Raw genomic sequence first — 26,427 nt, forward strand, 5'->3', positions numbered from 1 at the left:
CCTGGACGGACGACGTCCGGCGCGCCCGCCGACAGACTTCCTGCTCATGCTGACCGTCTTCGCCAGAGCCTTCCGGGTGCCGGAACTGCGCAGGAAACTGCTGTTCACCCTGGGACTGATCGTGCTGTTCCGCCTCGGCCAGATCATGCCCGCCCCCGGCGTGGACGTCGTGGCCGTACGGCAGTGCGTGGGCTCGGCGAGCGGCGGCGTCTTCGACATGATGCAGATGCTCAGCGGCGGCGCGATGCTTCAGCTCTCGGTGTTCGCGCTGGGCGTCATGCCCTACATCACGGCCAGCATCATCATGCAGCTGTTCGCCGTCGTGGTGCCGCGCCTGGACGCGCTCAGGAAGGAGGGCTCCAACGGGCAGGCCCGGATCACCCAGTACACCCGATACATGACCGTCGGCCTCGCCGTGCTGAACGCCACCACCATCGTCGCCATGGCCCGCTCGGGGAACCTGCTGCCCGGCTGCGCCCGTCCGCTGCTGCGCGACCAGGGGCTCTTCGCGGTGTCGGTGATCGTGACGACGATGGTCGCGGGCACCTGCGTGGTGATGTGGATGGGCGAGCTGATCACCGACCGGGGGATCGGGAACGGCATGTCGATCCTGATGTTCACGCAGGTCGTGGCGGTGTTCCCGGGGTACATGGCGAAGATCTTCGTGCTCACGCCGTTCGGGTTCGGGGTGATGCTGGCGGCCGGGCTGTGCCTGGTGGCGGCGGTGGTGTTCGTCGAGCAGGCACAGCGGCGGGTGCCCGTCCAGTACGCCAAGCGCATGGTGGGGCGGCGCATGTACGGGGGGAGCAGCACGTACATCCCGCTCAAGGTCAACCAGGCGGGGATCGTACCGGTGATCTTCACCTCGTCGCTGCTCTACGTGCCGACGCTGGCCGCGCCGCTGCTCGGCGCGGAGGCGGGCGCGTGGGTCTCGCGCAACCTGACCGCCGGCACCCATCCGCTCTACATGACCGTGTACGTGCTGCTGATCGTCTCCTTCGCCTACTTCTACGTCTCGATCACCTTCAATCCCGTCGAGGTGGCCGACAACATGCGGCGGTTCGGGGGGTTCGTACCGGGGATCCGGCCGGGCGTGCCGACGGCCCGCTACCTGGCGTACGTGTTGTCGCGGCTGACCGCGCCCGGAGCCGTCTACCTCGGCGTGCTGGCGCTGCTGCCGCTGGTGGCGTTCGCGATCCTGCGCGACCCCGGCACCCAGCAGAACTTCCCGTTCGGCGGGACGAGCGTGCTCATCATGGTCGGCGTGGGGCTGGACACGGTCAAGCAGATCGAGGCCCAGCTCCAGCAGCGCAACTACGAGGGCTTCCTCAGGTAGCCCCCGGCCCTGCCCGATGCCGCTCAGGTCGGCAGTGCGAGGCCGGCCCGCATGGCGAACACCACGAGCTGGGCCCGGTCGCGGGCGCGCAGCTTGACCATGGCCCGGCTGACGTGGGTGCGCACGGTGTCGGGGCTGATCACCAGCTCCCCGGCGATCTCGTCGTTGGACCGGCCCGTCGCCACCCACGCCACCAGCTCGCGCTCGCGCGGGGTGAGCGTGTCCAGGCCCTCGACGGGCTCGGCGCCGCTGCGGCCGAACAGGCCGATGACCTTCCTGGTGATGGACGGCGACAGCAGCGCCTCGCCCGCGGCCACCACCCGCACGGCGTTGACCAGCTCGTCGGGCGCGCTGTCCTTGAGCAGGAAACCGCTCGCCCCGGCCTGGAGGGCGGCGAAGACGTACTCGTCGACGGCGAACGTGGTCACCACCACGATCCGGGTGCCGCCCAGCGTGGGGTCGGCGGCCACGGCGCGCAGCGTGGCCAGGCCGTCGGTGCCGGGCATGCGGATGTCGAGCAGCAGCACGTCGGGACGGGCGCGGCGGATCAGGTCGAGTGCCGCCGCGCCGTCGGCCGCCTCGCCCACGCACTCCATGCCGGGCTCCCGCTCCAGCAGCGCCCGCAACCCCATCCGCACCACGGCCTGATCATCCGCGACCGCCACCCTGATCACCGGCTCCCCGGAAGCGGGGTGGTGTGCGTCCCTGATCACGGGCTCTCCGGAAGCGGGTCGTGGGGCGTTCGTGATCAGTGGCTGCCCGGCGGTGGGGTCGGGGGTGTCCGGGGCCGGGCCGTGGGGGGTGTGGGTGGTCATGCCGTGGGCCGGGGGAAGCGGGCGGTCACCTGGAAGCCGCCGCCCTCGCGGGGCCCGGCGGTGAACCGGCCGCCCGCCTCGGTGACGTGGGCGCGCATCCCGGCCAGCCCGCGGCCCTCGCCCGAGCCGTTCCAGCCCGCGCCGCGGTCGGCGACCTCCAGCACGAACGCGCGGGGGTCGTGCGCCAGACGCACCGACGCCCTGGTCGGCCCGGCGTGCCGGAGCACGTTGGTGAGGGACTCGCGGACCACCCGGTAGACGGCGCCCTTGAGGTGGGCGGGCACGGCGGGGTCGGCCGGCTCGACGTCGACGGGCAGCCCGGCGGCCCGTACGCCCGCGATGAGGCCGGGCAGGTCGGCGGCCGGCGGGTCGATGCCGTCGAGCGCGGCGCGCAGGTGGGCGAGGGCGGTGGTGCTGGTCTCCCTGATCGCCCGGAGCGAGGCCCGCGCCTGCTCGGGGTCGTCGTCGAGGGCGACGAGCGCGAGCCCGGCCTGCATGGCGATGGCGGCCAGCCCGTGACCGGCGGCGTCGTGCACCTCCCCGGCGATCCGCGCCCGCTCGGCCGCCACGACCCCCACCCCACCGGGCACGGCGTCGGACGCGCCGGGGCCGGCGGTCGTGCGGCCCGGAAGCAGGCACGCGCCCGCCACGAAGGCGTCGCCGTCCGCGGCGGCCTGGCCGGGACGGACGGTGGCCGCGGAATGGGGTACGGCAGGCGCCGGAATCCCCCACGCCGCACCCGGCCGGGGCCCACGAACCGGAGCCGCACCACCGGCCACCGCGTCCGGCGGCGGCCCGTCCTCCGGGGTGAGCGTGTACGGCGGCGCGGTGTCGAGGGCGTATGGCGGCGCGGTGTCGAGGGCGTATGGCGGTGCCGCGGCCTCGAAGGCGAGGGTGTGCGGTGGTGGGGCGGTGTCGGCGGTGTGGGCCGAGGGCGGGGGTTCGGTGTCGGCCGCGGCGGCCGCCGCGGCCGCTCTGGCCTGGGCGAGACCGCTGAACGACCACGGGACGGCCAGCCACCCGGCCCAGGCCAGCATGACCACGACCGGGATGTCACCCACCCGGTTCAGGCGCGACAGCGCGGCGAACGACCCGCGCAGGCGCCCGCCGCGTTGCGTGTGCTCGCTCACCATCCCCCACCCGGCCAGGCTCGTGTCGTCCCGATCCTAGCGAGTTCCTAGCGGCACGGTTCGATCGCGGGCCCGTCCGGCCGCCCCGGGACGATCTTGCCGGGAGGGCGTCAGCGCATCCCGTCGGTCAGCCAGCGCAGGGGGTTGTCGCGGGTGATCAGGCGGATGACGTCCTCGGCGGTGCCGGCCTCGCGCAGGCGGGGGAGCACACTGTGGAACAGGTGGGCGTAGCCGCAGCCGCCGTAGCGCTGGACCTGGGCCACGCGGCTCAGTCCGGTGCTGAGCAGCAGGCGGTCGGCGTGGCCGTCCTCGATGAGGCCGAGCGCGATCCTGGCCGCCTGGTCGGGGCCGAGCGCCACGGCGCTGAGGCTGACGTACGCGCCCGCCTCGGCGATCTTGCGGGCGCCGCCCAGGTCGCCGGAGTAGCCGACGGCCACGCGGGAGCCGGGCAGGTTCTCGCCGAGCAGGATCTCCAGCAGCGCCAGGGCGTTCTGGCCGTGGGTGGCGACGGGCAGGCGCGACTGCCGGGAGGCGCGGGCGGCGGCGCGCAGGCAGCGCTCCTCCCACGCGGTGGGTTCGGCGCCCCAGCTGCCGACCTCGCCGATCACGCCGGGGAAGACGCCTGTGCCGTCCACGCCGCTGGAGATCTCGGTCATCAGGCGCCGGGTGAGCTGCTCGACGTCCTCGTCGCCGACGCCGGTGAACGGCTGGGCGAAGAAGCCGGTCGAGGCGATCACCGGCACCCGGCTGCCCGCCGCGATGCGGGCCAGGGCGGCGGCGTCGCGGCCCATGCCGAGACAGGTCAGGTCGACGACCAGGTTGAGCTCGTCGGACTGGCGGAGCTCACGGAGCTCCGCGGTGACAGTGGTCTCCTCGTCGAGCCAGCGGTGCGGGTCGGAGTCGATGCCGACCGCCCAGCGCATGTCATTGCGCAGATGCTCGTGGGGGAGTACGGCTCCGTTCACGGCGGCCGCGCGAATGGGGCCGGTGACGGTGCGAAGGATGACCTCGGGCATAGCAGACATTAACCGATAGTTACCGAATCCTGTGCCCCACGTCCGGAAATTTTACCCTTAGTCCCGTTTGGTGAGCTGCTAGTGGTCTGCAAGTGTTCCTGCCGGTGTGGGCCTTATCCTGAGGGGAAGCCGACGACACGGGGGAGACGTGCCGATCCAGAACTCCGAGACGGGCGACGCCGACGTGATGAAGGACGAGGCCGCCGAACGTTCCGCCATGCCCGGCCGCCGTACCGGCCTGAAGGGCTGGCTCGACGGCGTCAGGTCCACCCGCGCGGGCGCGCTCACGTTGAAGATCGTGGTGGGCGCCATCGGCGCGGTGATGGTGGTCGGCGGCCTGATCATGGTGCCGTTCCCCGGGCCGGGCTGGCTCGTGGTGTTCGCCGGGCTGGCGGTGCTGGCCACCGAGTTCCACTGGGCCCACCGGGTGCTGGAGTTCGGCAAGCAGACCCTGCACGCCTGGACGCAGTGGTACAAGCGGCAGGGCTGGACGGTGCGCATCCTCGTGCTGCTGGTGACCGTGGCCGCCGCCGGGGTGATCGTCTACTTCGGCATGCTGACGCTCGGCATCGACCTGCTGGAAATCGCCCAGCGCTTCGTCTGATCCGGCGAAGGGCTTTCAGACCGGGTCGTTATCGTTCCCGGAATCGCGGCCTTTCCCTGCCTATTCTGCGGGCGTGATCGCTCACCTCGCCGTCGCCTTGTCGCTGACGTTCCTCGCTCCGGCCGCCGCCGGGGCCGACCTGGCATTGCCGGGGACCGGTGGAATGAAATATCAGGAAAAGTCGGGCGATCCCGTACGGCTCAGCGCGTACGGCCTCGGCACCGCCGGCACTTACCTCCGCGCCGCCACCGGCGACGCCTTCACCCGGCAGAAGAGCCTGTCGGAGGTGTCGGTCTCGCCCGACGGACGCCTGACGGCCGGGGTGCCGTCGTCGTACCGGGCGGGCTTCGACTCCGTGGTCGTCACCGACCGGACCACCGGCAAGACCGCCACGATCCGTACCGTCAGGAAGCCCATGACGGCCTCCTACGCCTCCTGGTCCAGGGACGGCAGGAAGGTCGCGCTCACCGTCGAGCAGAAGGTGAGCGGGACGTGGCGGGTGCTCGGCTTCACGGTCGTGGACGTGCGCGCGGGCACCGCGAGCACCGTCCGGGTCGCCGGGCTCGCCCGGCGGGCCGGCTTCTGGTGGAGCCCCGACGGCAACCTCGTCAGCATGTACGGCACCGGCCTGCGCGTCTACCGCCCCGCCGACGGCACGGTGCTGCGCACGTACGCGGACGTGGGCCTGCCGACCGGCCCCGAGGACTCCTACGCGCCCTCGGGCAAGCGCCTGACGACCTGGTGCCCGTCGCGCTTCAAGGAGCAGGTCTGCCTGGTCGACCTCGCCACCGGCACGATCGCCCAGCGCGTGGCCGTCAAGCCGGAGGCCCTGTTCGGCTGGTGGGACGACAGCCACCTGATCGCCGTCACGAAGGCCGGGAACGGCCGCCGCCTGTCGGTGCTCGACCTGACCGGCCGCACGACGCGCGTGCTCGCGGACGTGCCCGCCGCCACCTGGGCCGCCGAGCTGTGGGTCAGCTTCGCCAGGACCCGCGTGTCATAGGTAGAGGCCCGTGCCGTGGTCGGTCTCCTGGGTGGCCACCGCGTGCAGGTCGCGCTCGCGCATGACCAGGTAGACCCGCGCGTGCACCTCGACCTCGAACTGGTCCTCCGGGTTGAACAGCACCTTGTCGCCCACCTTGACCGCGCGCACGTTCGTGCCGACGCCGCAGACCTCGCCCCACGACAGCCGGTTGGCCATCTTGACCGTCGCGGGGATGACGATGCCGGAGCCGCTGCGCCGCTCCTCGGCCTCCTGCTCCAGCCGGATCATCACGCGGTCGTGCAGCATCTGAATCTCGAATTTGGGCGCTTCCACGGGTCACAGTTTACGAGCCGCCGCGCCCCCGCCGGTCCGCGATCGTCCCAGGTCCCGCCGGACGCCGGTCAGGGCCCGGTGGTGGGTCAGGGCAGCCGGAGCTCGGCGTACACCGGGCGGTGGTCGCTGCCGATCGGCCCGAGCACCCGGAAGTCCCGCACCGCCATGCGGCCGTCGGCCAGCACGTGGTCGATCGCCACGCCGGGCACCGGACCCCATCCGCCCCACGTCGGCGACAGGCCTCGGCCCATGGCGGCGGCCGCGTCCCGGTAGCCCGCGGCCAGCAGTTCGCGGACCGGGCGGTGGTCGAGCGTGGCGTTGAAGTCGCCGGCCAGCACGCGCAGCCGTCCGCCGCCGCGCGGCAGCCGTTCCAGCCCCGCCAGCCAGCACGGCTGCCGGCCCATCCGTTTGGGCGCGCAGGGATGCACCGAGACGATCTCCAGCCGGGCCCCGCCGGGGTGCGTCAGCACGGCCGTGGCCTGCCCGAACCCGCCCAGCTTGATCAGCTCGCCGGCCGCGAGGGGATGGCGGGCGTACACGGCCGAGCCGCCCACGCCCTCGGTGGCCCGCGGTACCGCGTACGGCAGCAGCTCGCGCACTCCCGCCGCCTCCAGCCGCCGCTCGGCCGCAGGCGTGAACTCCTGCAACGTGAGCACGTCCGGGCGCAGCGATCTGACCAGCCGGGCCAGCTCGGCCGCGTCGGCCGTGCCCACCAGCAGGTTGGCGGCCAGCACGCGCAGCGTCGCGCCGCCCGCGGCGACCCCAGCGGGCTCAGGGAGGGCGCGCGGCAGCACCGCGACGCCGAGCGCCAGCACCGTGACCAGCGCGACCGCCCCCGCGGCCCACCGTCGCAGCAGCCCGGCGAGTGCCAGGCTCAGCACCGCGCCCGCCGCCGCGTGCGGCGTGAACGCGACCATCGGCACCCACGGCCAGTCCGGCTCGAACCCGCTCACCCGCACCGCCGCCCACACGGCGAACGGCGTCACCGCGATCCAGCTCATCCAGGTACGCACGCCCTGTATCACCACATGTCCTGCAAGGAGTTCACGGCGTGAGAAAGTGTGCTCCATGCGCGACGTGGAAGCCAGGATCCTCAACGCCATCGACGAGACGGAGACGGTCGGCCTGCTGGCCGAGACCGTGCGGGTCCCCAGCGTGACGGGCACCGACGCCGAGTCCGACCTCCAGCACCGCTTCGCCCGCCTGCTCACCGAGGCCGGCCTGGACGTGGACGTCTGGAAACTCGACCTCGCCGGTCTCGCCGCCCAAGCGGGCTTCCCCGGCACCGAGGCCCCCAGGCAGGAGGGCTACGGCGTCGCCGCCGTGACCGAGGGGGAGGGTTTGCCCGCGCTCGCCCTCCAGGGCCATGTGGACGTCGTCCCCACGGGCGACCTGGCCAAGTGGGAGGGCAGCGACCCGTTCGCCGCCCGGATCACCGGCGACGTGCTGCACGGCAGGGGCGCCTGCGACATGAAGGCCGGCCTGGTGGCCAACCTGGCCATCGTACGGGCGCTGAAGCGGGCGGGCGTGCGCCTGGCCAGGCCGCTCGCCGTGCACTGCGTGATCAGCGAGGAGGACGGCGGCCTCGGGGCCTTCGCCACCCTGGCCCGGGGGCACACGGCGGAGGCCGCGGTGATCACCGAGCCCACCAGCGGCGCGGTCATCACCGCCAACGCCGGCGCGCTGACCTTCCGCCTGGAGCTCGCCGGCCGGGCCGCGCACGGCGCCACCAGGTACGAGGGCGTCAACGCGATCGAGGTCTTCTGGCCGGTGTTCGAGGCGATCAGGCGCCTGGAGGCCGAGCGCAACCGGGACGTCCCGGAGATCTTCGGCGGCAACCCGATGCCGTACCCGATCGAGGTCGGCACCGTGCGGGCGGGCGACTGGGCGAGCACCGTGCCCGACCTGCTGGTCGCCGAGGGACGTCTCGGCGTGCGGCTGGAGGAGGACCCGGCCGCGGCGCGGGCGGCCTTCGAGGAGGCCGTCGCCTCGGCCGCCCACCCGTGGCTGCGGGACAACCCGCCCGCGGTGACCTGGCCGGGCGGCCAGTTCGCCAGCGGCCGGCTGCCCGCCGGGCACGAGCTGCTCGGCGAGGTAAACCGGGCCGTCTCCGACGTCGCGGGCCGCCGTCCGGCCGAGGCCGCCGCGCCGTACGGGAGCGATCTGCGCCTGTACGCGGCCGGCGGCGTCCCGACCCTGCACTACGGCCCCGGCGACGTCCGGTTCGCGCACGCGCCCAGGGAGCAGGTCGAACTGGCCGAGCTGCGCGAGGTCACCCGCGCGCTGGCGCTGCTCGCGGTCCGCCGCTGCGGCGTCCTGTGAGCAGTTCCCGGTACGACGGTCACAGGGACGACTCGACCGGCAGGCCGGCCCCGACCCAGTCCTCGATGCCCTCGACGTACCGGCGGACGTCGGTGTAGCCGAGCGCGGCCAGCCGGTTGGCCACGGCCTTGCTGTTGCCGCAGGCCGGGTTGGAGCAGTAGGTGACGATGGGGGCGTCCTTGTCGGGCAGCAGCTCGGCGGCGCGCTCGGCGACCTCGCTCTCGACCAGCGCGACGGCCCCCGGCAGGTGCTGCTGGGCGTAGTAGGAGCCGCCGAGCGTGTCGAGCACGGTCACGCTGCCCAGACGGGCGTGCAGTTCCTCGCGGGTGATGGTCATTGTGGCCTCCAAGAGAAATGGACTAAAGTCCGGATGTGTGGATGGCCAGAAAGTTAACGGACCGCAGTCCGGTTCGTCAAGCGAGCCGCTGGAGCTGCTGACCGGCAAACCGGTCAGGGAACGCGCGGACGCGGCGCGCAACAGGGAGAAGGTGCTGGCCGCCGCCGCGCGGCTGTTCGCCGAGAAGGGCGTGGAGGCCGTGTCGATGGACGCGGTCGCCGCCGAGGCGGGCGTCGGCAAGGGCACGCTGTTCCGCAGGTTCGGCGACAAGTCGGGGCTGGCGGTGGCGCTGCTGGACGCCCGCGAACGCGACCTGCAGCAGCGCGTGCTGTCCGGGCCGCCGCCCGTCGGCCCCGGCGCGCCCGCCGCCGAGCGCCTGACCGCCTTCACAGCCGCCTACCTCGACTACCTCTACGCCCACCTCGACCTGGTACGCATGTCCGAGACGGCCAGCCCCGGCGCCCGCTACCGCATCGGCGCCTACCGCTTCTGGCATCGTCATTGTGCGATCCTGCTGGCCGAGGCCCGTCCGGGCGCCGACGCCGACGTGCTCGCCCACACCCTGCTGGCCGCGATGGGCGCGGAGGCGGCCGGGGTGCTGCGCGAGGAGTACGGCCGCGAGCGCGCCGTCGCGGGCGTCACCGCCCTGGCCGACGCCCTCGCGCGGCCGGTCTAGCCCAGCGCGGGGGCGGTCACGCGCCGCCGCGCCTCGGGGACGATCATCGGCGTCCCCGTCTGCGGGTCCTGGATGATCTCGCACCGCAGGTCGAACACCCGGCGGACCAGCTCGGACGTGACGATCTCGGCCGGCACGCCCTCGGCCACGACCTCGCCGGCCCGCATGACGATCAGGTGGGTGGCGTACCGGCACGCCTGGTTGAGGTCGTGCAGCACGGCCACCATGGTCCGGCCGGCCTCGTGCAGGTCGGCGCAGAGGTCGAGCACCTCGATCTGGTGGGAGATGTCCAGGAACGTGGTGGGCTCGTCCAGCAGCAGGATCGGCGTCTCCTGGGCCAGTGCCATGGCCAGCCACACCCGCTGCCGCTGCCCGCCGGACAGCTCGTCCACGATCCGGTCGGCCAGCTCGGCGACGTCGGTCGCGCGCATGGCCTCGGTCACGGCCGCCTCGTCGGCCCGCGACCACTGCCGCATGAGCCGCTGGTGCGGGTACCGCCCGCGGGCCACCAGGTCGGCCACGCTGATCCCGTCGGGCACGATCGAGCTCTGCGGCAGCAGGCCCAGCCGCCGCGCCACCTCCTTCGACGGCAGCGAGGTGATCACGCTGCCGTCGAGGTGCACGGCGCCCTTCCTGGGCCTGAGCATCCTGGCCAGCGCGCGCAGCAGGGTGGACTTGCCGCACGCGTTCGGGCCGATGATCACCGTGAAGGACTCGTCCGGGATCGCCACGCTGAGGTCGGTGGCCACGACGCGCTGGTCGTAGGCGAGGGTGAGGTCGGTGCCCGAGAGGCGAGGGGCGTCCATCAGTGGCGGTCCTTCCGCAGGAGCAGGGCGAGGTACGTGCCGCCGACCGCGGCGGTGACCACCCCGACCGGAAGCTGGGTCGGGGCGAGCAGCCGCTGGGCGACCAGGTCGGAGGCGGTCAGCAGCACGGCCCCCATGAGCGCCGACGCGCCCATGGTGACCCCGGGGGAGCGGGTCAGGCGGCGGGCGATCTGCGGCGCGGCCAGCGCGACGAAGACGACGGGCCCGGCCGCCGCGGTGGCCACGCCGGTCAGCAGCACCCCGGCGGTGACGGCCACGGCCCGTACGGCCTCGACCTTGACGCCCATGGCCTTGGCCGCGTCGTCGCCCATCTCGATCATCCGCATCGGCCGCGCCACCAGCGCGCACACCGGTAGCAGGACGGCCAGCGCCACCGCGACCGGGATCGCGTGCTCCCAGCCGCGCCCGCTGAGGCTGCCGGTCAGCCACGCGCCCGCGGTGGCCGCGTCGTTGATGTCGGCCCTGGTCAGCAGGTAGTTGTTGACCGCCAGCAGCAGCGTGTTGGCGCCGATGCCGACCAGCACCAGCCGGTAGCCCTGCACGCCGCGCCGGAACGCCAGCGCGTAGACCAGGACGGCGGTGACCACGCACCCGGCCAGCGCGCCGCCCGCGATCGTCATGGCCGACCCGCCCGCGATGACGGCGACGATGCCGCCCGTCGAGGCGCCGGCGCTGAAACCGATGAAGTCGGGGCTGCCCAGCGGGTTCTTGGTCAGGCTCTGGAAGATCGCGCCGCCCGCCCCGAACGCCGCCCCGACCAGCAGCCCGGTGACCACGCGCGGGGCCCGCAGCTTGCTCACGATCAGCTCGGCGACCGGCGTGCCCTGGCCGAACAGGGCGTCCAGGACATCGGGCACGGAGACGGTGAACTCGCCGGTCGCGATCGCCGCCACGGCCACCCCGCAGCCGATCGCCACGAGGGCGGCGCAGACGAGCAGGGACCGGGGCGCGAGCCGTACGGACCAGGGGCCGACTCGTACGGTCACAGCGCCGCCACCCGCCTGCGCCTGGCCAGCAGGATGAAGATCGGCGCGCCGATCACCGCCCACACGATGCCCACCTGCACCTCTCCCGGACGCGCGATCAGCCGTCCGACGACGTCGGCGCCCAGCAGCAGCACCGGCGCGGCCAGCGCCGAGTACGGCAGCACCCACCGCTGGTCGCCGCCCACCAGCGCGCGCACGGCGTGCGGCACGACCAGCCCGACGAACCACAGCGGCCCGGCGGCGGCGGTCGCGGCCCCGCACAGCAGCGTGACGGCCACGCCGGTGAGCACCCGCGTCCTGCCGACGGCGACGCCCAGCGAGCGCCCGGCGTCGTCGCCGAGCGAGAGCATGTTGAGCGGCCTGGCCAGCGTCAGCCCGAGCGCCAGCCCCGCGACCATGAACGGCGCCAGCCGCACCAGCGTGTCCGCGCTCTGCCCGGCCAGCGAGCCGGTCAGCCAGAACCGCATGCGGTCGAAGGTCTGCGCGTCCATGCGCAGGATCGCCGAGGCCACCGCCGTGAACACCATGCCGAGCGCGACGCCGGCCAGCGCCAGGCGTACCGGGCCGGCGCCGGAGCGGCCGGCCGAGGCCAGCGCGTAGACGACGACGGAGGCCACCGCGGCGCCGCCGAAGGCGAACCAGACGTAGACGGCGGGGTCGGACAGGCCGAACAGGCCGAGCGCGAGCGTGACGCCGAGCGCGGCACCCTCGTTGATGCCGAGCAGCCCGGGGTCGGCCAGCGGGTTGCGGGTCAGGCTCTGGATGAGCGCCCCCGCCAGGCCCAGCGTCGCGCCGACGCCGATGCCAAGGAGCGTTCGGGGGATGCGCAGCTCGCGGATGACGACGTGGTCGCTGGAGCCGTCCGGGGCGAACAGCGCGTCGATCACCGTTGAGAGCGGCATCGACCGTGCCCCGAGCGCCACGCTCGCCGCGGCCACCAGTGCCAGCACCCCCGCGGTCACGACCAGGCCGGTCACCAGCACGGTGGCGGGCCGGTGGAGTCGCGGGCCTCCCTCGGTCACGGCCGGTCGCCCGGTGGCGGGCTCAGCGGTGTCCTCTGCCGGGCGCACCCGACCCCCTCTCGTCGCGGTCAAACTTAGGTAAGGCTAATCTAATGCCTCGGCATGAAGGCAAGCCTAACCTTAGGAGATGGACATGTCGGGACCGGTACTCGCGCGCAGGGGCTTCCTGGCCGCCACGGCAGGGCTCGCGGCGGCCCTGACACTGTCGGCCTGCGGCGGCGGCACCGAGGCGGCGGGCGGCAGCGCGTCCGCGTCGGCCGCGCCCTCCGGCACGGCCGCGCGGAGCTGGACGTTCACCGACGACCGCGACAAGAAGCTGGACCTGCCCAAGCGCCCCTCCCGGGTGGTGGCCCAGGTGGGCGCGGCCGCCGCGCTGTGGGACTTCGGCGTGCGCCCGGTCGCCGTCTTCGGCCCGCACAAGCTGGCCGACGGATCGAGCGACCCGCAGGTCGGCAATGTCGACGTCACCAAGGTCGAGGGCCTGGGCAACGTCTGGGACGAGTTCAACGTCGAGAAGTACATCTCCCTCCAGCCCGACCTGCTGGTCAGCAGCATGTACGTCAAGGGCACCCTCTGGTACGTGCCGGAGAAGTCGAAGGAGACCATCGAGCAGGTCGCCCCCACCGCCGGCGTCATGCTCACCGGCCGCAGCGCCACCCAGGTGATCGGCAAGTACGAGGAGCTGGCCAGGTCGCTGGGCGCCGACCTCCAGGGCGTGCCCGAGGCCAAGGCCCGCATGGAGGCCGCGACCAGGGAACTGGCCGCCTTCAAGGACCTCAAGATCCTCATGATGTCCGGCGGCGCCGACGCCATGTGGGTGGTCAACCCGCCCGAGTACCCCGACATCGTGCATCTCACCGAGAACGGCCTGAACGTCGTCAAGCCCTCGAAGGTCGACGACGGCGGCTTCTTCCAGACCCTGAGCTGGGAGAACGCCGACACCTACGACGCCGACGTGATCCTCTACGACACCCGCACCCAGTCGCTCAAGCCCGAGGAGATGCTGAAGAAGCCCACCTTCGCCAAGCTCCCGGCGGTCAAGGCCGGCCAGTACTACCCGTGGCGCGCCGAGGCGCCCTTCAGCTACCAGGGCTACGCGGCGTTCCTGGAGGAGCTGGTGTCGAACCTGAAGAAGGCCGAGAAGCTTCAGTAGGCTCCGCGCACCTCGACGATCTCGGCGAGGGGGAACTCCAGGTAGTCGCCCGCCTCTTCGCACCAGGCGTCGAGCGTCCCCGCGCGCAGCTCGCCGTGGCTGATGGTGGCCGTCAGGCCGTCGGTCAGCGTGATGCCCGCCCGGACCCCGCGGTCGACGACGAAGCCGAGCAGCGACTGCTGGGCGGTCGGCAGCCTGTTGGCCATCCGGCCGATGACCGCCCAGGTGCGGCCGTGCTTGTCGGAGTCCTCCCGGCCGGCCGCGACCAGGCGGCGGGCGTGCTCGTGCGGGTCGGGGGCCGGCTCGGCGATCACGTACGTCGGCTGCGTGCCGGAGCCGGCCGCGAACTCCGACAGCTCGGCCACCTGCCCGCCGGGCAGCAGGATCAGCTTGCCGTTGTGCGGCTCCTCGGCCCTGGCCCGGTGGATGGTGATCTCGCCGGTGTCGGAGACGGGGACGGGGGAGTAGCCGTTCTCGCGCAGGGCGGACAGCGTGCGGTCGGCCGGGGCGGCGCTGATCAGCACCGTGGGGGCCAGCAGCCGCAGGCCCAGCCGGGCCAGCCGCCGGTGCCCGGCGATCTCGGCGAGCAGCCCGGTGTCGCCGGCCTGCACGACGCAGCCGACCGTGGAGACCGTCACCTCGCCGTGCCGGCGCGCGGTGTCGCGCACCAGGTACTCAAGGGGCTGCGGGATCGTGCCGACCGCGGCCAGCTCGTCGAGCAGCTCGTCGGCGTCGTAGCCGTGGTCGAGCGCGCCGCGCACGCTCTCGGTGGTGAAGCGCCACACCGAGGCCGCGCCGCGCGACTCGCGCTCGGCCACCCGGTCGAGCAGCGCCGCCAGCTCGGCCGACGGCGGCCCGGTCACCACCGCGGTGAGGTCGGGGCCGAACAACGCGCTCCTGCGCACGCTGGCCAGCGCCCTGGTGGACGCCTCGGCCAGCACGGGATCGTGCTCGACCTGCGGGACGGCGTCGTCGTTCTCGTCGCCGGGGTCCGCGGTCAGCCCGGCCAGGGCGCGGCCGAGGTCGGTGAGCGCGCCGTTGGCCAGCAGGCCGAGCAGCGTGGCCTCGTCGAGGACGGCCGGCGCGCACTCGGCCAGCAGCGCCTGGTCGAGCAGCGGGGCGTGCCAGTGGACGTTGCGCACGAGGCTGTCGCGGTCGGCGAAGGCGGTGCCGGCGGGCAGGTGGGCCAGCGCCGCCAGCACGGCCCGGCGCACCCTGGCCACCGCGCTGCCCGAGGGGTCGTCGCCGAGCACGGTGGCGTACTTGCCGTCGACCTTGCGCAGGGACGACCGTTCCATCCGCCACCACGCCGACAGCAGCACGCGCAGCCGGGCCGAGCCCTCGTCGAGGCGCCAGCGGTCGAACCGGTCGGTGGGGATCATGCCGCCCGACTGCTCGTCCCAGGCCAGCAGCCTGGCCACCGCGCAGACCTCCAGCAGCAGGCGGGTCTCGTCCTCGTCGCAGCCGGTCTCCTTGGCCACCCTGCGCACCTCGCGCACGCCCACGCCGCCGGTCTTGAGCAGCGGCAGCGGGTTCTTGGAGGTGTTGTCCAGCAGGGCCGCGCACCGCTCCACCACGTGCGGCGCGGCCAGCGTCATCAGGTGGTCGACCTCCTCGGGGTCGACCGGGATCGAGGCCACCTCGGGCGCCTCGGGCTGGAACGGCGGGTGGTAGCCGGGGCCGCGCACGCACAGCGCCACCTCGCGGGGGATCTCGGCGACGTGCCAGCTCGGGCGGAACAGCAGGCCGTGGTCGGCGCACCACTTCTCCGGCGTGCCGGGGACGACGAACCGGCCGCCGTCGACGTCGCGGGCGGGGCCGTCCCAGGCCAGGCGGCCGAGCAGGGCGAGCGTGCCGTCGGGGGCGGTGGCCGCCAGCCGGTCGAGGCGGCCGGGGTCGGACAGCAGCTCGATGACGCGGGCGATCGTGCGCCGCTTGTTGCCTTGGGCGGGCAGGCCGAGCACGCGGGCCAGGGCGCGCAGGGCGTCGTTGCTGATCGTCCAGGAGTTGAGGTAGTGCTCCAGCGGCTCGCCCAGGCCGAGCGGCGCCGCCCACCAGCGCGCGACGCCCTCGGCCAGATGGATCACGCCGTCGGGGTCGGGCCAGGCCAGCGCGTGGTCATGCAGATGGTCGAGCCAGGGGGTCACGGTCTCACCCGGGACGCCGAGGAAGGCGGCCAGCCCCTCGGGCGTCGGGCGGCTCATGGTCAGGCCCGCCTCGGCCAGTTGCAGGGCGGGCAGCGGCAGCCCCCGCATGGCCTCCATGACGGCGAAGCCGTTGCCCAGGCGCTGGGCCAGCGTGTCGAGCCGGCGGGGCCAGGGCGGCGCGATGGCGTCGGGCCTGTTGGCCAGGATGCGGGCAAGCCTGTTTTCGTCTAGTGTTCGCAGCCAGCCGAGCAGGTGATCTTCCATCTGTCAGCACTCTCATGGGGTCGCGTGGGACTCACCGTGAGCCATGACCATCCACGGTAGTGCAGAGCACCCCTCCGTCAGGAGAGGACTGCCCAGACGATCTTGCCGTGGGGCGCGAGTGCCGACCACCCCCAGCGGAGGCTGAGCGATTCGACGATGTGGAGACCCAGGCCGCCGGTGTCAAGGGGGCCAGGGTATCGCAGCACGGGCACCGAGGTGCCGGGATCGGTGAACGCGCTGGTGACGAGTCCGCCGCGGCGCACCAGGGACATGTGGACCGGGCGCTGGCAGCGGGGCTCGTCGAGGCGCAGGCCGTGACGCAGGGCGTTGGTCGCGAGTTCGGAGACCACCAGCTCCATGTTCTCGACCAGCTCGCCGAGCCCCCAGCCGGACAACGTCCCCATGGTGAAGCTGCGCGCGGAATGGACCGAGGAGGCGGTGGGGGGGAGCACGTACGTGGCGCTCGCGGACGGGCCGGTCACCAGGAGATCGCGAGCCGCCTCCGGCCACCAGCCGACGGGCGGCCACCAGTCGAACGTGGTCCACTGGCCGGGCGCCGTGGTGGATTGCACGTGATCATTCTGCGCCAATCTCTCGTGCAGGTGCAAGAGCGAATGCACGTGCAGACAACTCGTGCAGGCGCTACGGTTCTCCCCAAGTGGTCAATATGGGGGAAAGGGGATCTTGTCCGCGGCCCATGATCTTTCGGCCGCTAAGTGACAGACTGTGTCTTCAAGGAAACGACACAAGGAGCAGCACGTGTCCATTGATCCGCCCGGCTCCGGTTCGACCGTTCGGCGCATCATGCTGGGTGCGAGCCTCAGGCGCCTGCGCGAGGCCTCTGGGCTCGACCGCGGCCAGGCCGGATTCCACATCCGGGCGTCCGAGTCCAAGATCAGCCGCATGGAGCTCGGGCGTGTCGGGTTCAAGACACGTGACGTGGAAGACCTGCTCACCCTGTACGGCGTCGTCGACGATGCCGAACGCCGTGCCCTGCTGGAGATGGTCCGCGAGGCCAACACCCCCGGGTGGTGGCACAAGTACTCCGCCGAGCTGCCCTCGTGGTTCACGACGTACGTGGGCCTGGAGGAGGCCGCGAGCGTGATCCGCACCTATGAGGTGCAGTTCGTGCCCGGCCTGCTGCAGACGGCCTCGTACGCGCGATCGGTCTTCCAGCTCGGCAACCCCGATGCCAGTCCGGACAAGATCGAGCGCCGCGTGCACATGCGCATGCAGCGCCAGGAGCGCTTCACCCAGAAGGACGGCCCCAAGCTGTGGGCCGTCATCGACGAGGCGGCGCTCAAACGGACCATCGGCGGGCGAGAGGTCATGTCCGAGCAGCTCCAGCATCTGCTGGAAGTCGCCGCCCTTCCCAACATCACCCTCCAGGTGATGCCCTTCAGGTTCGGCAAGCACGCCGCCGAGGGGGGCGCGTTCAGCATCTTGCGGTTTCCCGAGTCCGACCTGTCGGACGTTGTCTACGTCGAGCAGCTCTGGGGTGCCCTGTACCTGGACAAACGTGAGGACATCGACCCGTACCTCACCGCCATGGAGCAACTGTGCGTGGAAAGCACCACGCCAGGGGGCACCGTCGAGCTCATCGGCGGTCTTCTCAGAAAGATGTAGATGAACCACACCTACAACGGCATGCCCGCGGCCGACCTCACCCAGGTCGCCTGGCGCAAGAGCCGCTACAGCAACTCGCAGGGCAACTGCGTGGAGCTCGCGGAGCTTCCCGACGGAGGGATCGCGGTCCGCAACTCGCGCTTCCCCGACGGTCCTGCTCTCATCTATACCCGCGACGAGATCCGGGCCCTGGTGCTCGGCGCGAAGGACGGCGAGTTCGACGGCCTCCTCGTGTAACAGCCTGTTCACCTCCGGCGCGCTCCCGTAACGGGGGCGCGCCGGTGGCGTAACCGGCCCGGACCTTCCGCCGGTCAGGATGGCGGACATGCTCGACCGGATGAATCTCTACCCGATCGCCGACGACGTGCTGTTCGCGCCGGGCGGCAAGGTCGTGGTCCGCACGTACGGCGTGGCGCCCGCGGGCGCCTCCATCTCCTACCGCACCTGGGTGACCGGGCTGCGCGACCAGCCGCGCTACTGGCACTGGGGGCACTTCGAGGACGCCGCCTCCGGGCACCGCCGGGTGCTGGAGTGGCTGACCGGCAGGGGGCCGCAGCCTTCCCAGGCGCTGACCTGATCGCTATTCTCGTGCCAAGCAAATGCTTGGTAGAGGAGGCGTGGTGCGGCGCGCGATCCACCTGCTCGAAGAGGTCGACTTCCGGCCGATGAACTCCCGGCGTCCGCTGGAGTACCTGACCTGGCTGACCCGCTACAAGCGCGAGGACGAGAGCCGCGCCGAGCCCGCCCTGACCTCCGGCATGTCCATCAGGTCGCGCGAGATCGACCTCGTCGGCGCCTTCTACGCCGTGGGCATCACCGGGCACCCCCAGTTCAAGGCCGTCACGCTGTGGGACTGCCACGGCGGGTGGGACGGCGGCTGGCGCCAGATGATGAACATCTACCAGGGCGTGGACGAGCGCCTGTTCCTGTCCGACATCGACGACCTGCGCTTCTCCGCCTTCTCCAGGCCGCTCGGCGCCGCCCCCGGCTGCCCGCCGCTCGGCGAGGCCCCCGCCGCCGAGTTCTACCTGTTCGAGAGCGCCCGGGTACGCCCCGGCGCCGCGCTGGACTACCTGGAGGCCGTCCGCACCGAGCGCGCCCCGCTGCTGGCCGAGCACGGCCACACCCTGACCGGCCTGTACGAGGTGCTGTTCTGCGACACCGAGGCCGTCACCATGTGGGCCGTCTCCCTGGACGATCACCTGGCCGCCCAGCGGGCCCGCGACGCGGCCCTCGGGCTCGACGACGAGGTCCGGCCCGATCCCCGGCTGCTCGACTGGGGCAGGCGGGCCCGCGGCTACCTCGAAGGCCCCTGGCGCGAGACCCTGCTCGCGCCGTTTCCCGGCAGCCGCCTGGCGCGGGGGCCGCGGCCGGGTTAACGTCGGCCGCGGAGGCAGCCATGACGGACCCGTACCTCTACGGCGCGGGCGAGGGGGACCACCTCGCCGCGTGCCCGGCCGTCGCGTCCGTGGCGGTGCCGTACGCCGAGCAGGTGGCGCTCATGGGCGACCTGCTCGCCGGGCTGAGCCCGGCCCAGTGGGACGCGCCGATCGCCCGGCACGGGACGGTCCGCGACCTGGTCGGCCATCTGGCCGCCAACGACGGCGCCGTGGCGTTCGTCATGGGCCTGCCGGGCGCGTCCGGGGACCACCGGCGCTGGCGGGAGCAGGCCGGGTCGCTGGTCGAACGCCTCTCGGTGGCGGGGGAGGTGCTGCTCGGGGTCGAGGTGGGGCTGGCGGGGGTGCGTCCGGCCCGCGCGCCGCTGCGCCAGGCCCTGATCCAGCGCACGTTCGAGACCTGGACGCACGCCGACGACATCAGGGCCGCGACCGGCCGCCCGCCCGTGCCGCCGCACGACGGGCACGTGCGCCTGGCCGCCGGGTTCGGCCTGGCGCTGCTGCCGCGGGCGCTGAAGGGGCCGCGCCGCGACGTCCGGGTCACCGTCGTGCTGACCGGCCCCGGGGGCGGCACGTGGACCGTCCCGCTCTCGCGCGCCCCCGGCCGGGTCGCGGCGCTCGTGTCGGCGGACGCGGTGGACTTCTGCCGGCTCGTGGCCGGCCGCCGGCCCCCGGACGCCTTCACCTGCGCGGTGGAGGGCGACCCCGGCCTCGCCCGCGCGCTGATCCACGCCGCCGCCACCCTCGGCTGCGACTGACGGGTCCGCCGGACGACCGGCGACTTCGAGCCGCGACCGACGGGACGGGCCGTCAGGCGACAGGCGACTTCGAGCCGCGACCGATGGGGCGGGCCGTCAGGCGGCCGGGGAGTTCCAGCTCAGCAGCACCGGCTCGGAGTGCTCGAAGCCGAGCCGGGAGTAGGTGCCGGTGTCGAGCCTCAGCAGCCGGCCGTCCGCCGCGTCGAGGCCGAGCCAGCGGGCGGCCAGCACGCGCAGGAAATGGCCGTGCGCCACCAGCACGACCCGCCCCTCGGCCCGCCGGGCCCGCTCGATCACCCGGTCGGCGCGCGCGGCCACCTCGGCGGCGCTCTCGCCCGGATGCTCGGCGTCGCCGGGGATCACACCGTCACGCCACAGGTACCAACCCGGCCGGGTCTTCCTGATCTCCACCGAGGTGATGCCCTCGTAGCCGCCGTAGTCCCACTCCCACAGGTCGGGGTCGACCTCGTAGTCCGTCAAACCGGCCAGCTCCGCCGTACGGCGGGCCCGCTGCGCGGGGGAGACCAGCGCCAGCCCGAACGTGCCCTCCTTGACCAGCGGCGCCAGCGCCCTGGCCTGGGCCTCCCCGTCAGGCGTCAAGGGCAGGTCGGTACGGCCGGTGTGCTTGCCGACCGTGCTCCATTCGGTGGCTCCGTGCCTCAGCAACAACATCTCATCCATGTGGTCCATCATCCGGCAGGCCCGCCAGCTCCTCGACGATGGGGGTGAAGGCGGGCAGGTCGCGCTCGTGGTGCAGCACGAAGTAGGACACGCCGTGCTCGTCGCGCCAGTGGCGGAGCTTGTCCACGATGTCGCGGCGGGTGCCGAGCAGCACCTGCGGCGTCTCGCCGAGCCCGGAGCTGTCGGCGGCGCTCCACGACTCCTCCGGCTTGCGCTCGCCCACCTGCATCACGCTGGTGCCGACCTCCAGCAGGTGGTGACGGGGGCCGCGGCGCAGCAGCGCCAGCTTGGCGAGGAACGCCTCCAGGCCCGCGTCGCGCGGGTCGGGGCCGGTGCCGTCCGGCTTGACGCGGGTGCCGAGGTTGACGATGTCGGCGTGCTCGGCGGCCAGGCGCAGCATGCGGGGGCCGCCGCCGCCCAGCAGGATCGGCGGGTGGGGGCGCTGCATCGGCGTGGGCGCCTGCTCCAGCCCGGTCAGCCGGTAGTGCTCGCCCTCGTAGGTCAGCGGACCGCCGGCCCACAGCCCCTTGATCACCTCCAGGGCCTCGCGCAGCCGGTCGAGGCGGACGCCGGGCGGGTCCAGCCGCAGCCCGGCGCCCGCGTACTCGCCGGCCATCCAGCCGGTGCCGAGGCCCAGCTCCAGCCGTCCGCCGGAGAGCACGTCGAGGGTGGCGGCCTCCTTGGCCAGCACGGCCGGGTGCCGGAAGTCGTTGGCGAACACCAGCGTGCCGACGCGCAGCCGGGTGGTGGCGCAGGCCGCCGCCGTCAGCGCCGCGACGGGCGCGAACCGGGGGCCGACCAGATGGTCGGGGACCAGCAGCACGTCGAAGCCGGACGCCTCCAGCCGCCTGGCCTTCTCTGCCCACGCCTTGCCGGACCGCGCCTCGCGCAGCACCGCGCCGAACCTGAACCGTCGCACGGCAACCTCCTCGCGCCGGATCTTAACAAGCGCTTGCTTGGAATGGCACACTGGTGGCCATGGAGATCCCGGTACGCCAGGCGACGGACGACGAGGTGGCGTTCTTCGGCGCGCACGGCTGGGTCCGCCTGGACCGGCTGGTCGACCCCGGCACGGTCGCCGACCTGCGCGAACGGGCCCGCGAACGCCTGCGGGGCCGCAGCAGGGCCGGGGACACCCCGGTCGACCGGGCCTTCGGCCAGTCGCGCGACGTCGCCGCCGAGGACGAGCTGTTCGGCGCGCTGAGCACCAGCCCCGCCATGGGACGCAACGCCGTACGGCTGCTCGGCGGCGTGCGGGCCGTGCGCGTCCAGGTCACCAACCTGCTGGTCAAGGAGCCGGGCGAGCACGGCGCCACCGAGTTCCACCAGGACTTCCCGTGGATGCCCATGGACCGCTCGGCCATGCTGACCGTGTGGCTGGCGCTGGCCGACGTGCCCGCCGACATGGGATCGCTGCGCTTCTACAGCGGCTCACACCGCTGCGGCCTGCTCGGGCGCAGCTTCACCCGCGCCGGGGACGACCAGCTCAGCCAGCATCCCTGGATCGGCGAGCTGGAGCTGTCGCCGCCGCTCGACCTCAGGGCCGGGGACGCCACCGTGCACCACGCGCTCACCGTGCACGGCGCGCCCGCCAACCGCCGCGACGCCGCCCGCCTGTCGTTCACCGTCACCTACTTCGACGCCGACGCCCTCTACACCGGGCTGCCGTACCGGCAGACCGACGGGCTCGGCCTGGAGGTCAACCGGCCCTTCGAGCACGAGAGGTTCCCGTGCCTGAGACCGTGAGAGGGCCGGTCGCCGACCTCGGGGCGACGCTCATGCACGAGCACGTGTTCGGGCTCAGCCCGGAGATCCTGTGGAACTGGCCGGACGTCCCCGAGGGCTGGGACCTGGAGAAACGCGCCCGTGAGGCGGCGGCCAAGCTCGACGCGCTCAAGGCCGAGGGCGTCGACACGATCGTCGACCTGACCGTCGTCGGGCTCGGCCGGTACGTCCCGGCCGTCCAGCGGGTGGCCGAGCTGACCGAGGTCAACATCGTGGCCGCCACCGGGCTCTACACCTACGACGCGCTGCCCCCGTACTTCGGGAACCGGGGGCCCGGGTCGTTGTTCGGCGGCCCGGACCGGCTGGCCGAGTTCTTCGTCCGCGACATCGAGGAGGGGATCGGGCGGACCGGGGTCAAGGCGGCCATGCTCAAGTGCGCCTCCGACCACCTCGGGATGACCAAGGGCTGCGAGCGGGTGTTCCGGGCCGTGGCCGAGGCCCACCTGGCCACCGGCGCGCCGATCACCACGCACTCGCACAGCGCCTCCAGGGGCGGGCTGGAACAGCAGCGGCTGCTCGGCTCGCTCGGCGTGGACCTGGAACGGGTGGTGATCGGGCACGCGGGCGACTCGACGGACCTGGCGTACCTGGAGGAACTGGTGGCGGGCGGCTCCTACCTGGGCATGGACCGGTTCGGCATCGAGACGATCAGTCCGTTCGAGGACCGGGTGGCGGTGGTGGCGGCGATGTGCGAACGCGGCCACGCCGGACGGATGGTGCTGGGTCATGACTCGTACTGTTTCAACGACCGGTTCGACCCCGACGTCGTACGGCGGCGCCACCCGAACTACCACCTCCTGCACATCTCCCGCGACGTCGTGCCCGAACTGCGCACACGCGGCGTCACCGGCGACCAGCTCCACCAGATGCTCGTCGACAACCCCCGGAGGATCCTGCGATGACCGAGGACTTCGACGTCGCCTCCGACTGGCACGTCGCCGCGCCGTACGACTTCCTGCGCCGCCTGCGCGCCGGACAGCCGGTGTTCCGCAGCGAGCACCTGGGCGCGTACGTGCTGACCCGCCACGCCGACGTGCGCGCCGCGTACGGCGACCCGGCCCGCTTCTCCTCCGAGGGGTCGCTGACGATCTCCCGCAGCCTCACCCCGCGGACCCGCGCCAAGCTGGGCGAGCACGGCTCGTTCCTGTCCAGCTTCGTGGCCAACGTGGACCCGCCCGACCACACCCGCCTGCGCCGCTCGGTCTCCCGGGCCTTCACGCCGCGCGCCGTCGCCGCCATGGAGGAGCGCTTCCGGCGGCTGAACGAGGACGTCCTCGACCGGGTCGCCCCCCGGGGCCGGGCCGACTTCGTCGGCGAGATCGGCCACGAGCCGTCGATCAAGCTGACCGCCCGGTTCATCGGCGTGCCCGAGGCCGACGAGGCGTTCGTGCAGGCGCACGTCAAGGACTGGTTCATGCTGTTCCTGTCGCCGCAGCCGCCCGCCCGCCAGCTGGAGCTGGCCGACAGCTTCCTGGCCTACCTCGACTACGTCGACCGCCTGGTGGCCGCCCGCGCCAAGGACCCCCGGGACGACTTCACGTCCCTGATGACCTCGCTGATCGGCGACGAGCTGTCCCACCGGGAGGTCGTCGAGCTGATCTCCACGATCCTGCTCGGCGGCAACGACACCGTCCCGAACCAGCTCGGCAACAGCGTCCTGCGGCTGCTGCGCGAGGACGCCTGGCCGGTGCCCCCGGCGCTGATCCCGGGGGCGGTCGAGGAGTGCATGCGGATCGACGGCGCCTCGCTGGGCTCGTTCCGCCACACCGTCCAGGACGTCGCGCTGCACGGTGTGACGATCCCGGCGGGCTCGCTGGTCCTGCTGTCCACCGACTCCGCCGGGCACGACGAGACCGTCTTCCCCGACCCCGAACGGTTCGTGATCGACCGCCCCAACGCCGCCGACCACCTGGTCTTCGGGTACGGCATCCACTTCTGCGTCGGGGCGGCGCTCGGCCGCCTCCAGCTGCGCACCGCGCTCGACGTCCTCGGGCGCCGCCTGCCCGGCCTGCGGCTCGCCCCGGACGCGCCCGTCGTCCACCGCAGGTCGCTGGTGGGCCGCGGGCTGAGCGCGCTGGAGGTGGAGTGGTGACCCGGGCCCGGCCGCAGGGGGCCGGTGGGAGGGGAACGAGGAAAGGGATCTAAGGTCGGGAGAAAGCGGACTTAGGGGGATGGATGGAGCCGGTCGCGGTCGGGTTGATCGGGGCGGGGCCCTGGGCGGAGATGGCACACGCGCCGATGCTGGCCAGAGGCCCGCACACCCGGCTCGCCGGCGTCTGGGCCCGCCGCCCCGACCAGGCCGCCAGGCTCGGCGCCCCCGTGTTCGAGCGCGTCGAGGAGCTGTTCGACGCCTGCGAGGCCGTGGCGTTCTGCGTGCCGCCCGGCGTGCAGGCCGAGCTGGCCGTCCGCGCCGCCCACGCGGGCAAGGCGCTGCTGCTGGAGAAGCCGCTGGCCGACTCGGTCGAGGGCGCCATGCGCGTGGCCGAGGCCGTGGCGGAGACGGGCGTGCCCTCGCAGATGATGCTCACCATGCGTTACGCGACCCCGACGCGCACGTTCCTGGCCCGCTGCGCCGAGATCCGGCCGTTCGGCGGGCACGCCGCCAACATCTCCGGCGCGCTGCTCGGCGACAACCCGTTCGCCACCCCGTGGCGGCTGGAGCGCGGCGCCCTGCTGGACGTGGGCCCGCACGTGATCGACCTGCTCGACGCCGCGCTCGGCCGGGTCGTCGGCGTGCGCGCGCACGGCAACCCGCTCGGCTGGACCGGCCTGCTGCTGGAGCACGAGGGCGGCGCGGTCAGCGAGGCGTCCCTGTGCATGGCGGCCGTCGGCGACCTGCCGCCCTCGACCGTCGAGGTGTACGGCAGGACCGGCAACGCCGTCCTGCTGCCCGGCGACGAGGACCCCTTCGAGGCCGTGGCGGAGGAGTTCGCCCAGACCGTCCGGCGCGGCGGCGGCCACCCGCTCGACGCGGCGCACGGCCTGCGGCTCCAGGAGATCATCGCCGCGGCGGAGGAGCAGCTCGCCCGCTGAGTCCGCGCACCCTTGACGCCGAGGACATCTGCGGCATTGATAACGTTTGTCCGACGCGCAGTGCTGCAGCGAAGTCCGGTGCGAATCCGGCGCTGTCCCGCAACTGTCATAGCCAGGTCGCCTGCCTCTGCGCCGACGTCATCAACCCTCGTGGAAAAGGGTGATCCGTCGCTCATCGCGGGTCTCTCGGTTCCGACAGTGTGAAAGGACTACTCGTGAGGCCCGTACGCACGGCCTTCGCGGGCGCGCTGCTGGGAACGCTCGTCCTGGCCGGATGTGGCCAGACCGGCGCCAATGTCGCCCCCTCGAATTCCCCCACCGATTCCCCCACCGCCCCCCCTGCCGCGACCGCGGCGGCGAGCACCGGGGACTTCCCGGTCACCGTCGAGGCCGGCAACGGCAAGGTCACCCTCGCCAAGAAGCCCGAACGCATCGTCTCGCTCTCGGCCACCCACACCGAGACGCTGTTCGCGGTCGGCGCCGGCCCCCAGGTCGTCGCGGTGGACGACCAGTCGAACTACCCGCCCGAGGCCCCCAAGAGCGACCTGTCCGGCTTCAAGCCGAACGTCGAGGCCATCATCGCCAAGAAGCCCGACCTGGTGATCCTGTCCAACGACCAGGACAAGATCGTCGCCGAGCTGGCCAAGGTGAACGTCCCCGTCCTGCTCGAACCGGCCGCGACCAAGCTGGAGGAGGCGTACGAGGAGATCGCCGAGATCGGCGCGGCCACCGGCAACAAGGCCAAGGCCGACGAGGTCGTCACCGGCATGAAGACCGCCATGGACAAACTGGCCGCCGACGCCCCCAAGGACAAGAAGCTCACCTACTACCACGAGCTCGACCAGACGCCGTACGCCGCCACGTCCGGGACGTTCATCGGCCAGGTCTACGCCATGTTCGGCCTGACCAACATCGCCGACCAGGCCCCGGACGCGGCGGGCGGCTACCCCAAGCTGTCGGCCGAGTTCGTCGCCCAGGCCGATCCCGCGCTGATCTTCCTGGCCGACGTCAAGTGCTGCCAGCAGAGCAAGGAGACGCTGGCCAAGCGGCCCGGCTGGAAGAACCTGTCGGCCGTCAAGAACGACCAGGTGATCCAGCTCGACGACGACCTCGCCTCCCGCTGGGGCCCGCGCGTCGTGGACCTGGCCGAGGCGATCGGCGCGGCCGTGGCCAAGGCCGGCGGCACGGGCTGAC

Annotated in this window: 29 protein-coding genes and 1 riboswitch; of the genes, 16 read left to right on the forward strand and 13 right to left on the reverse strand. The window is 73.0% G+C overall.

The genetic code is table 11. The features are described 5' to 3' along the window. The first annotated feature begins 46 nt into the window (after positions 1 to 46). On the forward strand, positions 47 to 1,336 hold the full coding sequence (gene secY, locus AB0J97_RS28100) for a preprotein translocase subunit SecY (RefSeq protein WP_357700914.1): 1,290 nt from the start codon (positions 47 to 49) through the stop codon (positions 1,334 to 1,336). Between the two features lie 23 nt (positions 1,337 to 1,359). Here secY and AB0J97_RS28105 read toward each other — a convergent pair whose 3' ends face one another. The 3 genes from AB0J97_RS28105 to AB0J97_RS28115 form a co-directional block, all read right to left on the reverse strand. Next, entirely contained in the window at positions 1,360 to 2,049 is a 690-nt protein-coding gene (locus tag AB0J97_RS28105) for a response regulator transcription factor (protein WP_364093651.1), read from the reverse strand. Between the two features lie 98 nt (positions 2,050 to 2,147). Continuing rightward, positions 2,148 to 3,284, reverse strand: coding sequence for a histidine kinase (locus tag AB0J97_RS28110; protein ID WP_364093654.1), 1,137 nt, complete (start codon positions 3,282 to 3,284; stop codon positions 2,148 to 2,150). 107 nt (positions 3,285 to 3,391) lie between these two features. Continuing rightward, positions 3,392 to 4,297, reverse strand: coding sequence for an aryldialkylphosphatase (locus tag AB0J97_RS28115; protein ID WP_364093657.1), 906 nt, complete (start codon positions 4,295 to 4,297; stop codon positions 3,392 to 3,394). Between the two features lie 148 nt (positions 4,298 to 4,445). On the opposite strand from AB0J97_RS28115, the gene AB0J97_RS28120 reads away from it, so the two are divergent. Both AB0J97_RS28120 and AB0J97_RS28125 read left to right on the forward strand, forming a co-directional pair. Continuing rightward, entirely contained in the window at positions 4,446 to 4,901 is a 456-nt protein-coding gene (locus AB0J97_RS28120) for a TIGR02611 family protein (protein ID WP_364093661.1), read from the forward strand. 73 nt (positions 4,902 to 4,974) lie between these two features. Then, positions 4,975 to 5,904, forward strand: a complete 930-nt coding sequence (locus tag AB0J97_RS28125; protein WP_364093664.1) for a hypothetical protein — start codon at positions 4,975 to 4,977, stop codon at positions 5,902 to 5,904. On the opposite strand, the gene AB0J97_RS28130 is transcribed toward AB0J97_RS28125, so the two are convergent. After that, positions 5,899 to 6,219, reverse strand: a complete 321-nt coding sequence (locus tag AB0J97_RS28130) for a co-chaperone GroES (RefSeq protein ID WP_357700902.1) — start codon at positions 6,217 to 6,219, stop codon at positions 5,899 to 5,901. The two genes, AB0J97_RS28125 and AB0J97_RS28130, sit on opposite strands and share 6 nt — an antisense overlap. Positions 6,220 to 6,305: 86 nt before the next feature. After that, positions 6,306 to 7,232 (reverse strand): endonuclease/exonuclease/phosphatase family protein, encoded by a 927-nt coding sequence (locus tag AB0J97_RS28135; protein ID WP_364093667.1) that lies wholly within the window; start codon positions 7,230 to 7,232, stop codon positions 6,306 to 6,308. A 55-nt stretch (positions 7,233 to 7,287) separates the two neighbouring features. On the opposite strand from AB0J97_RS28135, the gene AB0J97_RS28140 reads away from it, so the two are divergent. Then, positions 7,288 to 8,541 (forward strand): ArgE/DapE family deacylase, encoded by a 1,254-nt coding sequence (locus tag AB0J97_RS28140; protein WP_364093670.1) that lies wholly within the window; start codon positions 7,288 to 7,290, stop codon positions 8,539 to 8,541. Positions 8,542 to 8,560: 19 nt separating this feature from the next. On the opposite strand, the gene AB0J97_RS28145 is transcribed toward AB0J97_RS28140, so the two are convergent. After that, positions 8,561 to 8,878, reverse strand: coding sequence for a rhodanese-like domain-containing protein (locus AB0J97_RS28145; protein WP_364093673.1), 318 nt, complete (start codon positions 8,876 to 8,878; stop codon positions 8,561 to 8,563). A gap of 37 nt (positions 8,879 to 8,915) precedes the next feature. Here AB0J97_RS28145 and AB0J97_RS28150 point away from each other — a divergent pair, with 37 nt between their 5' ends. Further along, on the forward strand, positions 8,916 to 9,554 hold the full coding sequence (locus AB0J97_RS28150; protein ID WP_364093676.1) for a helix-turn-helix domain-containing protein: 639 nt from the start codon (positions 8,916 to 8,918) through the stop codon (positions 9,552 to 9,554). On the opposite strand, the gene AB0J97_RS28155 is transcribed toward AB0J97_RS28150, so the two are convergent. The 3 genes from AB0J97_RS28155 to AB0J97_RS28165 are packed head-to-tail and all read right to left on the reverse strand — an operon-like array spanning position 9,551 to position 12,437. Then, on the reverse strand, positions 9,551 to 10,360 hold the full coding sequence (locus AB0J97_RS28155) for an ABC transporter ATP-binding protein (protein WP_357700892.1): 810 nt from the start codon (positions 10,358 to 10,360) through the stop codon (positions 9,551 to 9,553). The two genes, AB0J97_RS28150 and AB0J97_RS28155, sit on opposite strands and share 4 nt — an antisense overlap. Beyond that, entirely contained in the window at positions 10,360 to 11,367 is a 1,008-nt protein-coding gene (locus tag AB0J97_RS28160; protein WP_364093680.1) for an iron chelate uptake ABC transporter family permease subunit, read from the reverse strand. The genes AB0J97_RS28155 and AB0J97_RS28160 overlap by 1 nt, the downstream gene beginning before the upstream one ends. Then, entirely contained in the window at positions 11,364 to 12,437 is a 1,074-nt protein-coding gene (locus tag AB0J97_RS28165) for an iron chelate uptake ABC transporter family permease subunit (RefSeq protein WP_364093683.1), read from the reverse strand. The genes AB0J97_RS28160 and AB0J97_RS28165 overlap by 4 nt, the downstream gene beginning before the upstream one ends. 85 nt (positions 12,438 to 12,522) lie before the next feature. Between AB0J97_RS28165 and AB0J97_RS28170 the strand changes: the two genes are divergently transcribed. After that, complete coding sequence (locus AB0J97_RS28170; RefSeq protein WP_364093686.1) at positions 12,523 to 13,542, forward strand: ABC transporter substrate-binding protein; 1,020 nt, start codon at positions 12,523 to 12,525, stop codon at positions 13,540 to 13,542. Here the strand turns inward: AB0J97_RS28170 and AB0J97_RS28175 are convergent. Both AB0J97_RS28175 and AB0J97_RS28180 read right to left on the reverse strand, forming a co-directional pair. After that, positions 13,536 to 15,953 carry a helicase-associated domain-containing protein gene (locus AB0J97_RS28175; protein WP_364093690.1) on the reverse strand — a complete coding sequence of 806 codons (2,418 nt, stop codon included), beginning with the start codon at positions 15,951 to 15,953 and terminating at the stop codon, positions 13,536 to 13,538. The genes AB0J97_RS28170 and AB0J97_RS28175 overlap by 7 nt on opposite strands. 77 nt (positions 15,954 to 16,030) lie before the next feature. Continuing rightward, on the reverse strand, positions 16,031 to 16,525 hold the full coding sequence (locus tag AB0J97_RS28180; protein WP_357700883.1) for an ATP-binding protein: 495 nt from the start codon (positions 16,523 to 16,525) through the stop codon (positions 16,031 to 16,033). Positions 16,526 to 16,757: 232 nt separating this feature from the next. On the opposite strand from AB0J97_RS28180, the gene AB0J97_RS28185 reads away from it, so the two are divergent. The 5 genes from AB0J97_RS28185 (at position 16,758) to AB0J97_RS28205 (ending at position 19,734) form a co-directional block, all read left to right on the forward strand. After that, a complete protein-coding gene (locus tag AB0J97_RS28185) occupies positions 16,758 to 17,579 on the forward strand; it encodes a helix-turn-helix transcriptional regulator (protein ID WP_352323686.1) in 822 nt (273 codons plus the stop codon). Then, positions 17,580 to 17,816 (forward strand): DUF397 domain-containing protein, encoded by a 237-nt coding sequence (locus AB0J97_RS28190; RefSeq protein WP_352323675.1) that lies wholly within the window; start codon positions 17,580 to 17,582, stop codon positions 17,814 to 17,816. Between the two features lie 88 nt (positions 17,817 to 17,904). Next, positions 17,905 to 18,156: a hypothetical protein gene (locus AB0J97_RS28195; RefSeq protein WP_357700881.1), complete on the forward strand. Its 252-nt coding sequence runs from the start codon at positions 17,905 to 17,907 to the stop codon at positions 18,154 to 18,156. 43 nt (positions 18,157 to 18,199) lie between these two features. Continuing rightward, positions 18,200 to 18,958, forward strand: a complete 759-nt coding sequence (locus AB0J97_RS28200; RefSeq protein WP_364093697.1) for a hypothetical protein — start codon at positions 18,200 to 18,202, stop codon at positions 18,956 to 18,958. A 20-nt stretch (positions 18,959 to 18,978) separates the two neighbouring features. Continuing rightward, complete coding sequence (locus AB0J97_RS28205) at positions 18,979 to 19,734, forward strand: maleylpyruvate isomerase family mycothiol-dependent enzyme (protein ID WP_364093699.1); 756 nt, start codon at positions 18,979 to 18,981, stop codon at positions 19,732 to 19,734. A gap of 96 nt (positions 19,735 to 19,830) precedes the next feature. Here the strand turns inward: AB0J97_RS28205 and AB0J97_RS28210 are convergent, their stop codons facing one another. Both AB0J97_RS28210 and AB0J97_RS28215 read right to left on the reverse strand, forming a co-directional pair. Continuing rightward, positions 19,831 to 20,415, reverse strand: coding sequence for a histidine phosphatase family protein (locus tag AB0J97_RS28210; protein ID WP_357700875.1), 585 nt, complete (start codon positions 20,413 to 20,415; stop codon positions 19,831 to 19,833). After that, positions 20,408 to 21,334, reverse strand: coding sequence for a TIGR03621 family F420-dependent LLM class oxidoreductase (locus tag AB0J97_RS28215; RefSeq protein WP_364093704.1), 927 nt, complete (start codon positions 21,332 to 21,334; stop codon positions 20,408 to 20,410). Before AB0J97_RS28215 ends, AB0J97_RS28210 begins: the two co-directional genes overlap by 8 nt. 59 nt (positions 21,335 to 21,393) lie before the next feature. Between AB0J97_RS28215 and AB0J97_RS28220 the strand changes: the two genes are divergently transcribed. From AB0J97_RS28220 to AB0J97_RS28240, 5 genes are all read left to right on the forward strand, one after another. Further along, entirely contained in the window at positions 21,394 to 22,161 is a 768-nt protein-coding gene (locus tag AB0J97_RS28220; RefSeq protein ID WP_357700871.1) for a phytanoyl-CoA dioxygenase family protein, read from the forward strand. Further along, the gene (locus AB0J97_RS28225; protein WP_364093708.1) at positions 22,146 to 23,102 is read left to right on the forward strand and encodes a phosphotriesterase-related protein; all 957 of its coding nucleotides are present in this window, start codon (positions 22,146 to 22,148) and stop codon (positions 23,100 to 23,102) included. The genes AB0J97_RS28220 and AB0J97_RS28225 overlap by 16 nt, the downstream gene beginning before the upstream one ends. Beyond that, positions 23,099 to 24,292, forward strand: coding sequence for a cytochrome P450 (locus AB0J97_RS28230; protein ID WP_364093711.1), 1,194 nt, complete (start codon positions 23,099 to 23,101; stop codon positions 24,290 to 24,292). The genes AB0J97_RS28225 and AB0J97_RS28230 overlap by 4 nt, the downstream gene beginning before the upstream one ends. Positions 24,293 to 24,375: 83 nt before the next feature. Beyond that, on the forward strand, positions 24,376 to 25,233 hold the full coding sequence (locus tag AB0J97_RS28235) for a Gfo/Idh/MocA family oxidoreductase (protein WP_364093714.1): 858 nt from the start codon (positions 24,376 to 24,378) through the stop codon (positions 25,231 to 25,233). Positions 25,234 to 25,269: 36 nt separating this feature from the next. Continuing rightward, positions 25,270 to 25,377: riboswitch (cobalamin riboswitch) on the forward strand. Positions 25,378 to 25,448: 71 nt separating this feature from the next. Next, positions 25,449 to 26,426, forward strand: a complete 978-nt coding sequence (locus AB0J97_RS28240) for an ABC transporter substrate-binding protein (RefSeq protein ID WP_364093718.1) — start codon at positions 25,449 to 25,451, stop codon at positions 26,424 to 26,426. Position 26,427: the final 1 nt, after the last annotated feature.

The organism is Nonomuraea sp. NPDC049607 (assembly GCF_040675375.1).
In the GTDB taxonomy this organism is placed as follows: domain Bacteria; phylum Actinomycetota; class Actinomycetes; order Streptosporangiales; family Streptosporangiaceae; genus Nonomuraea.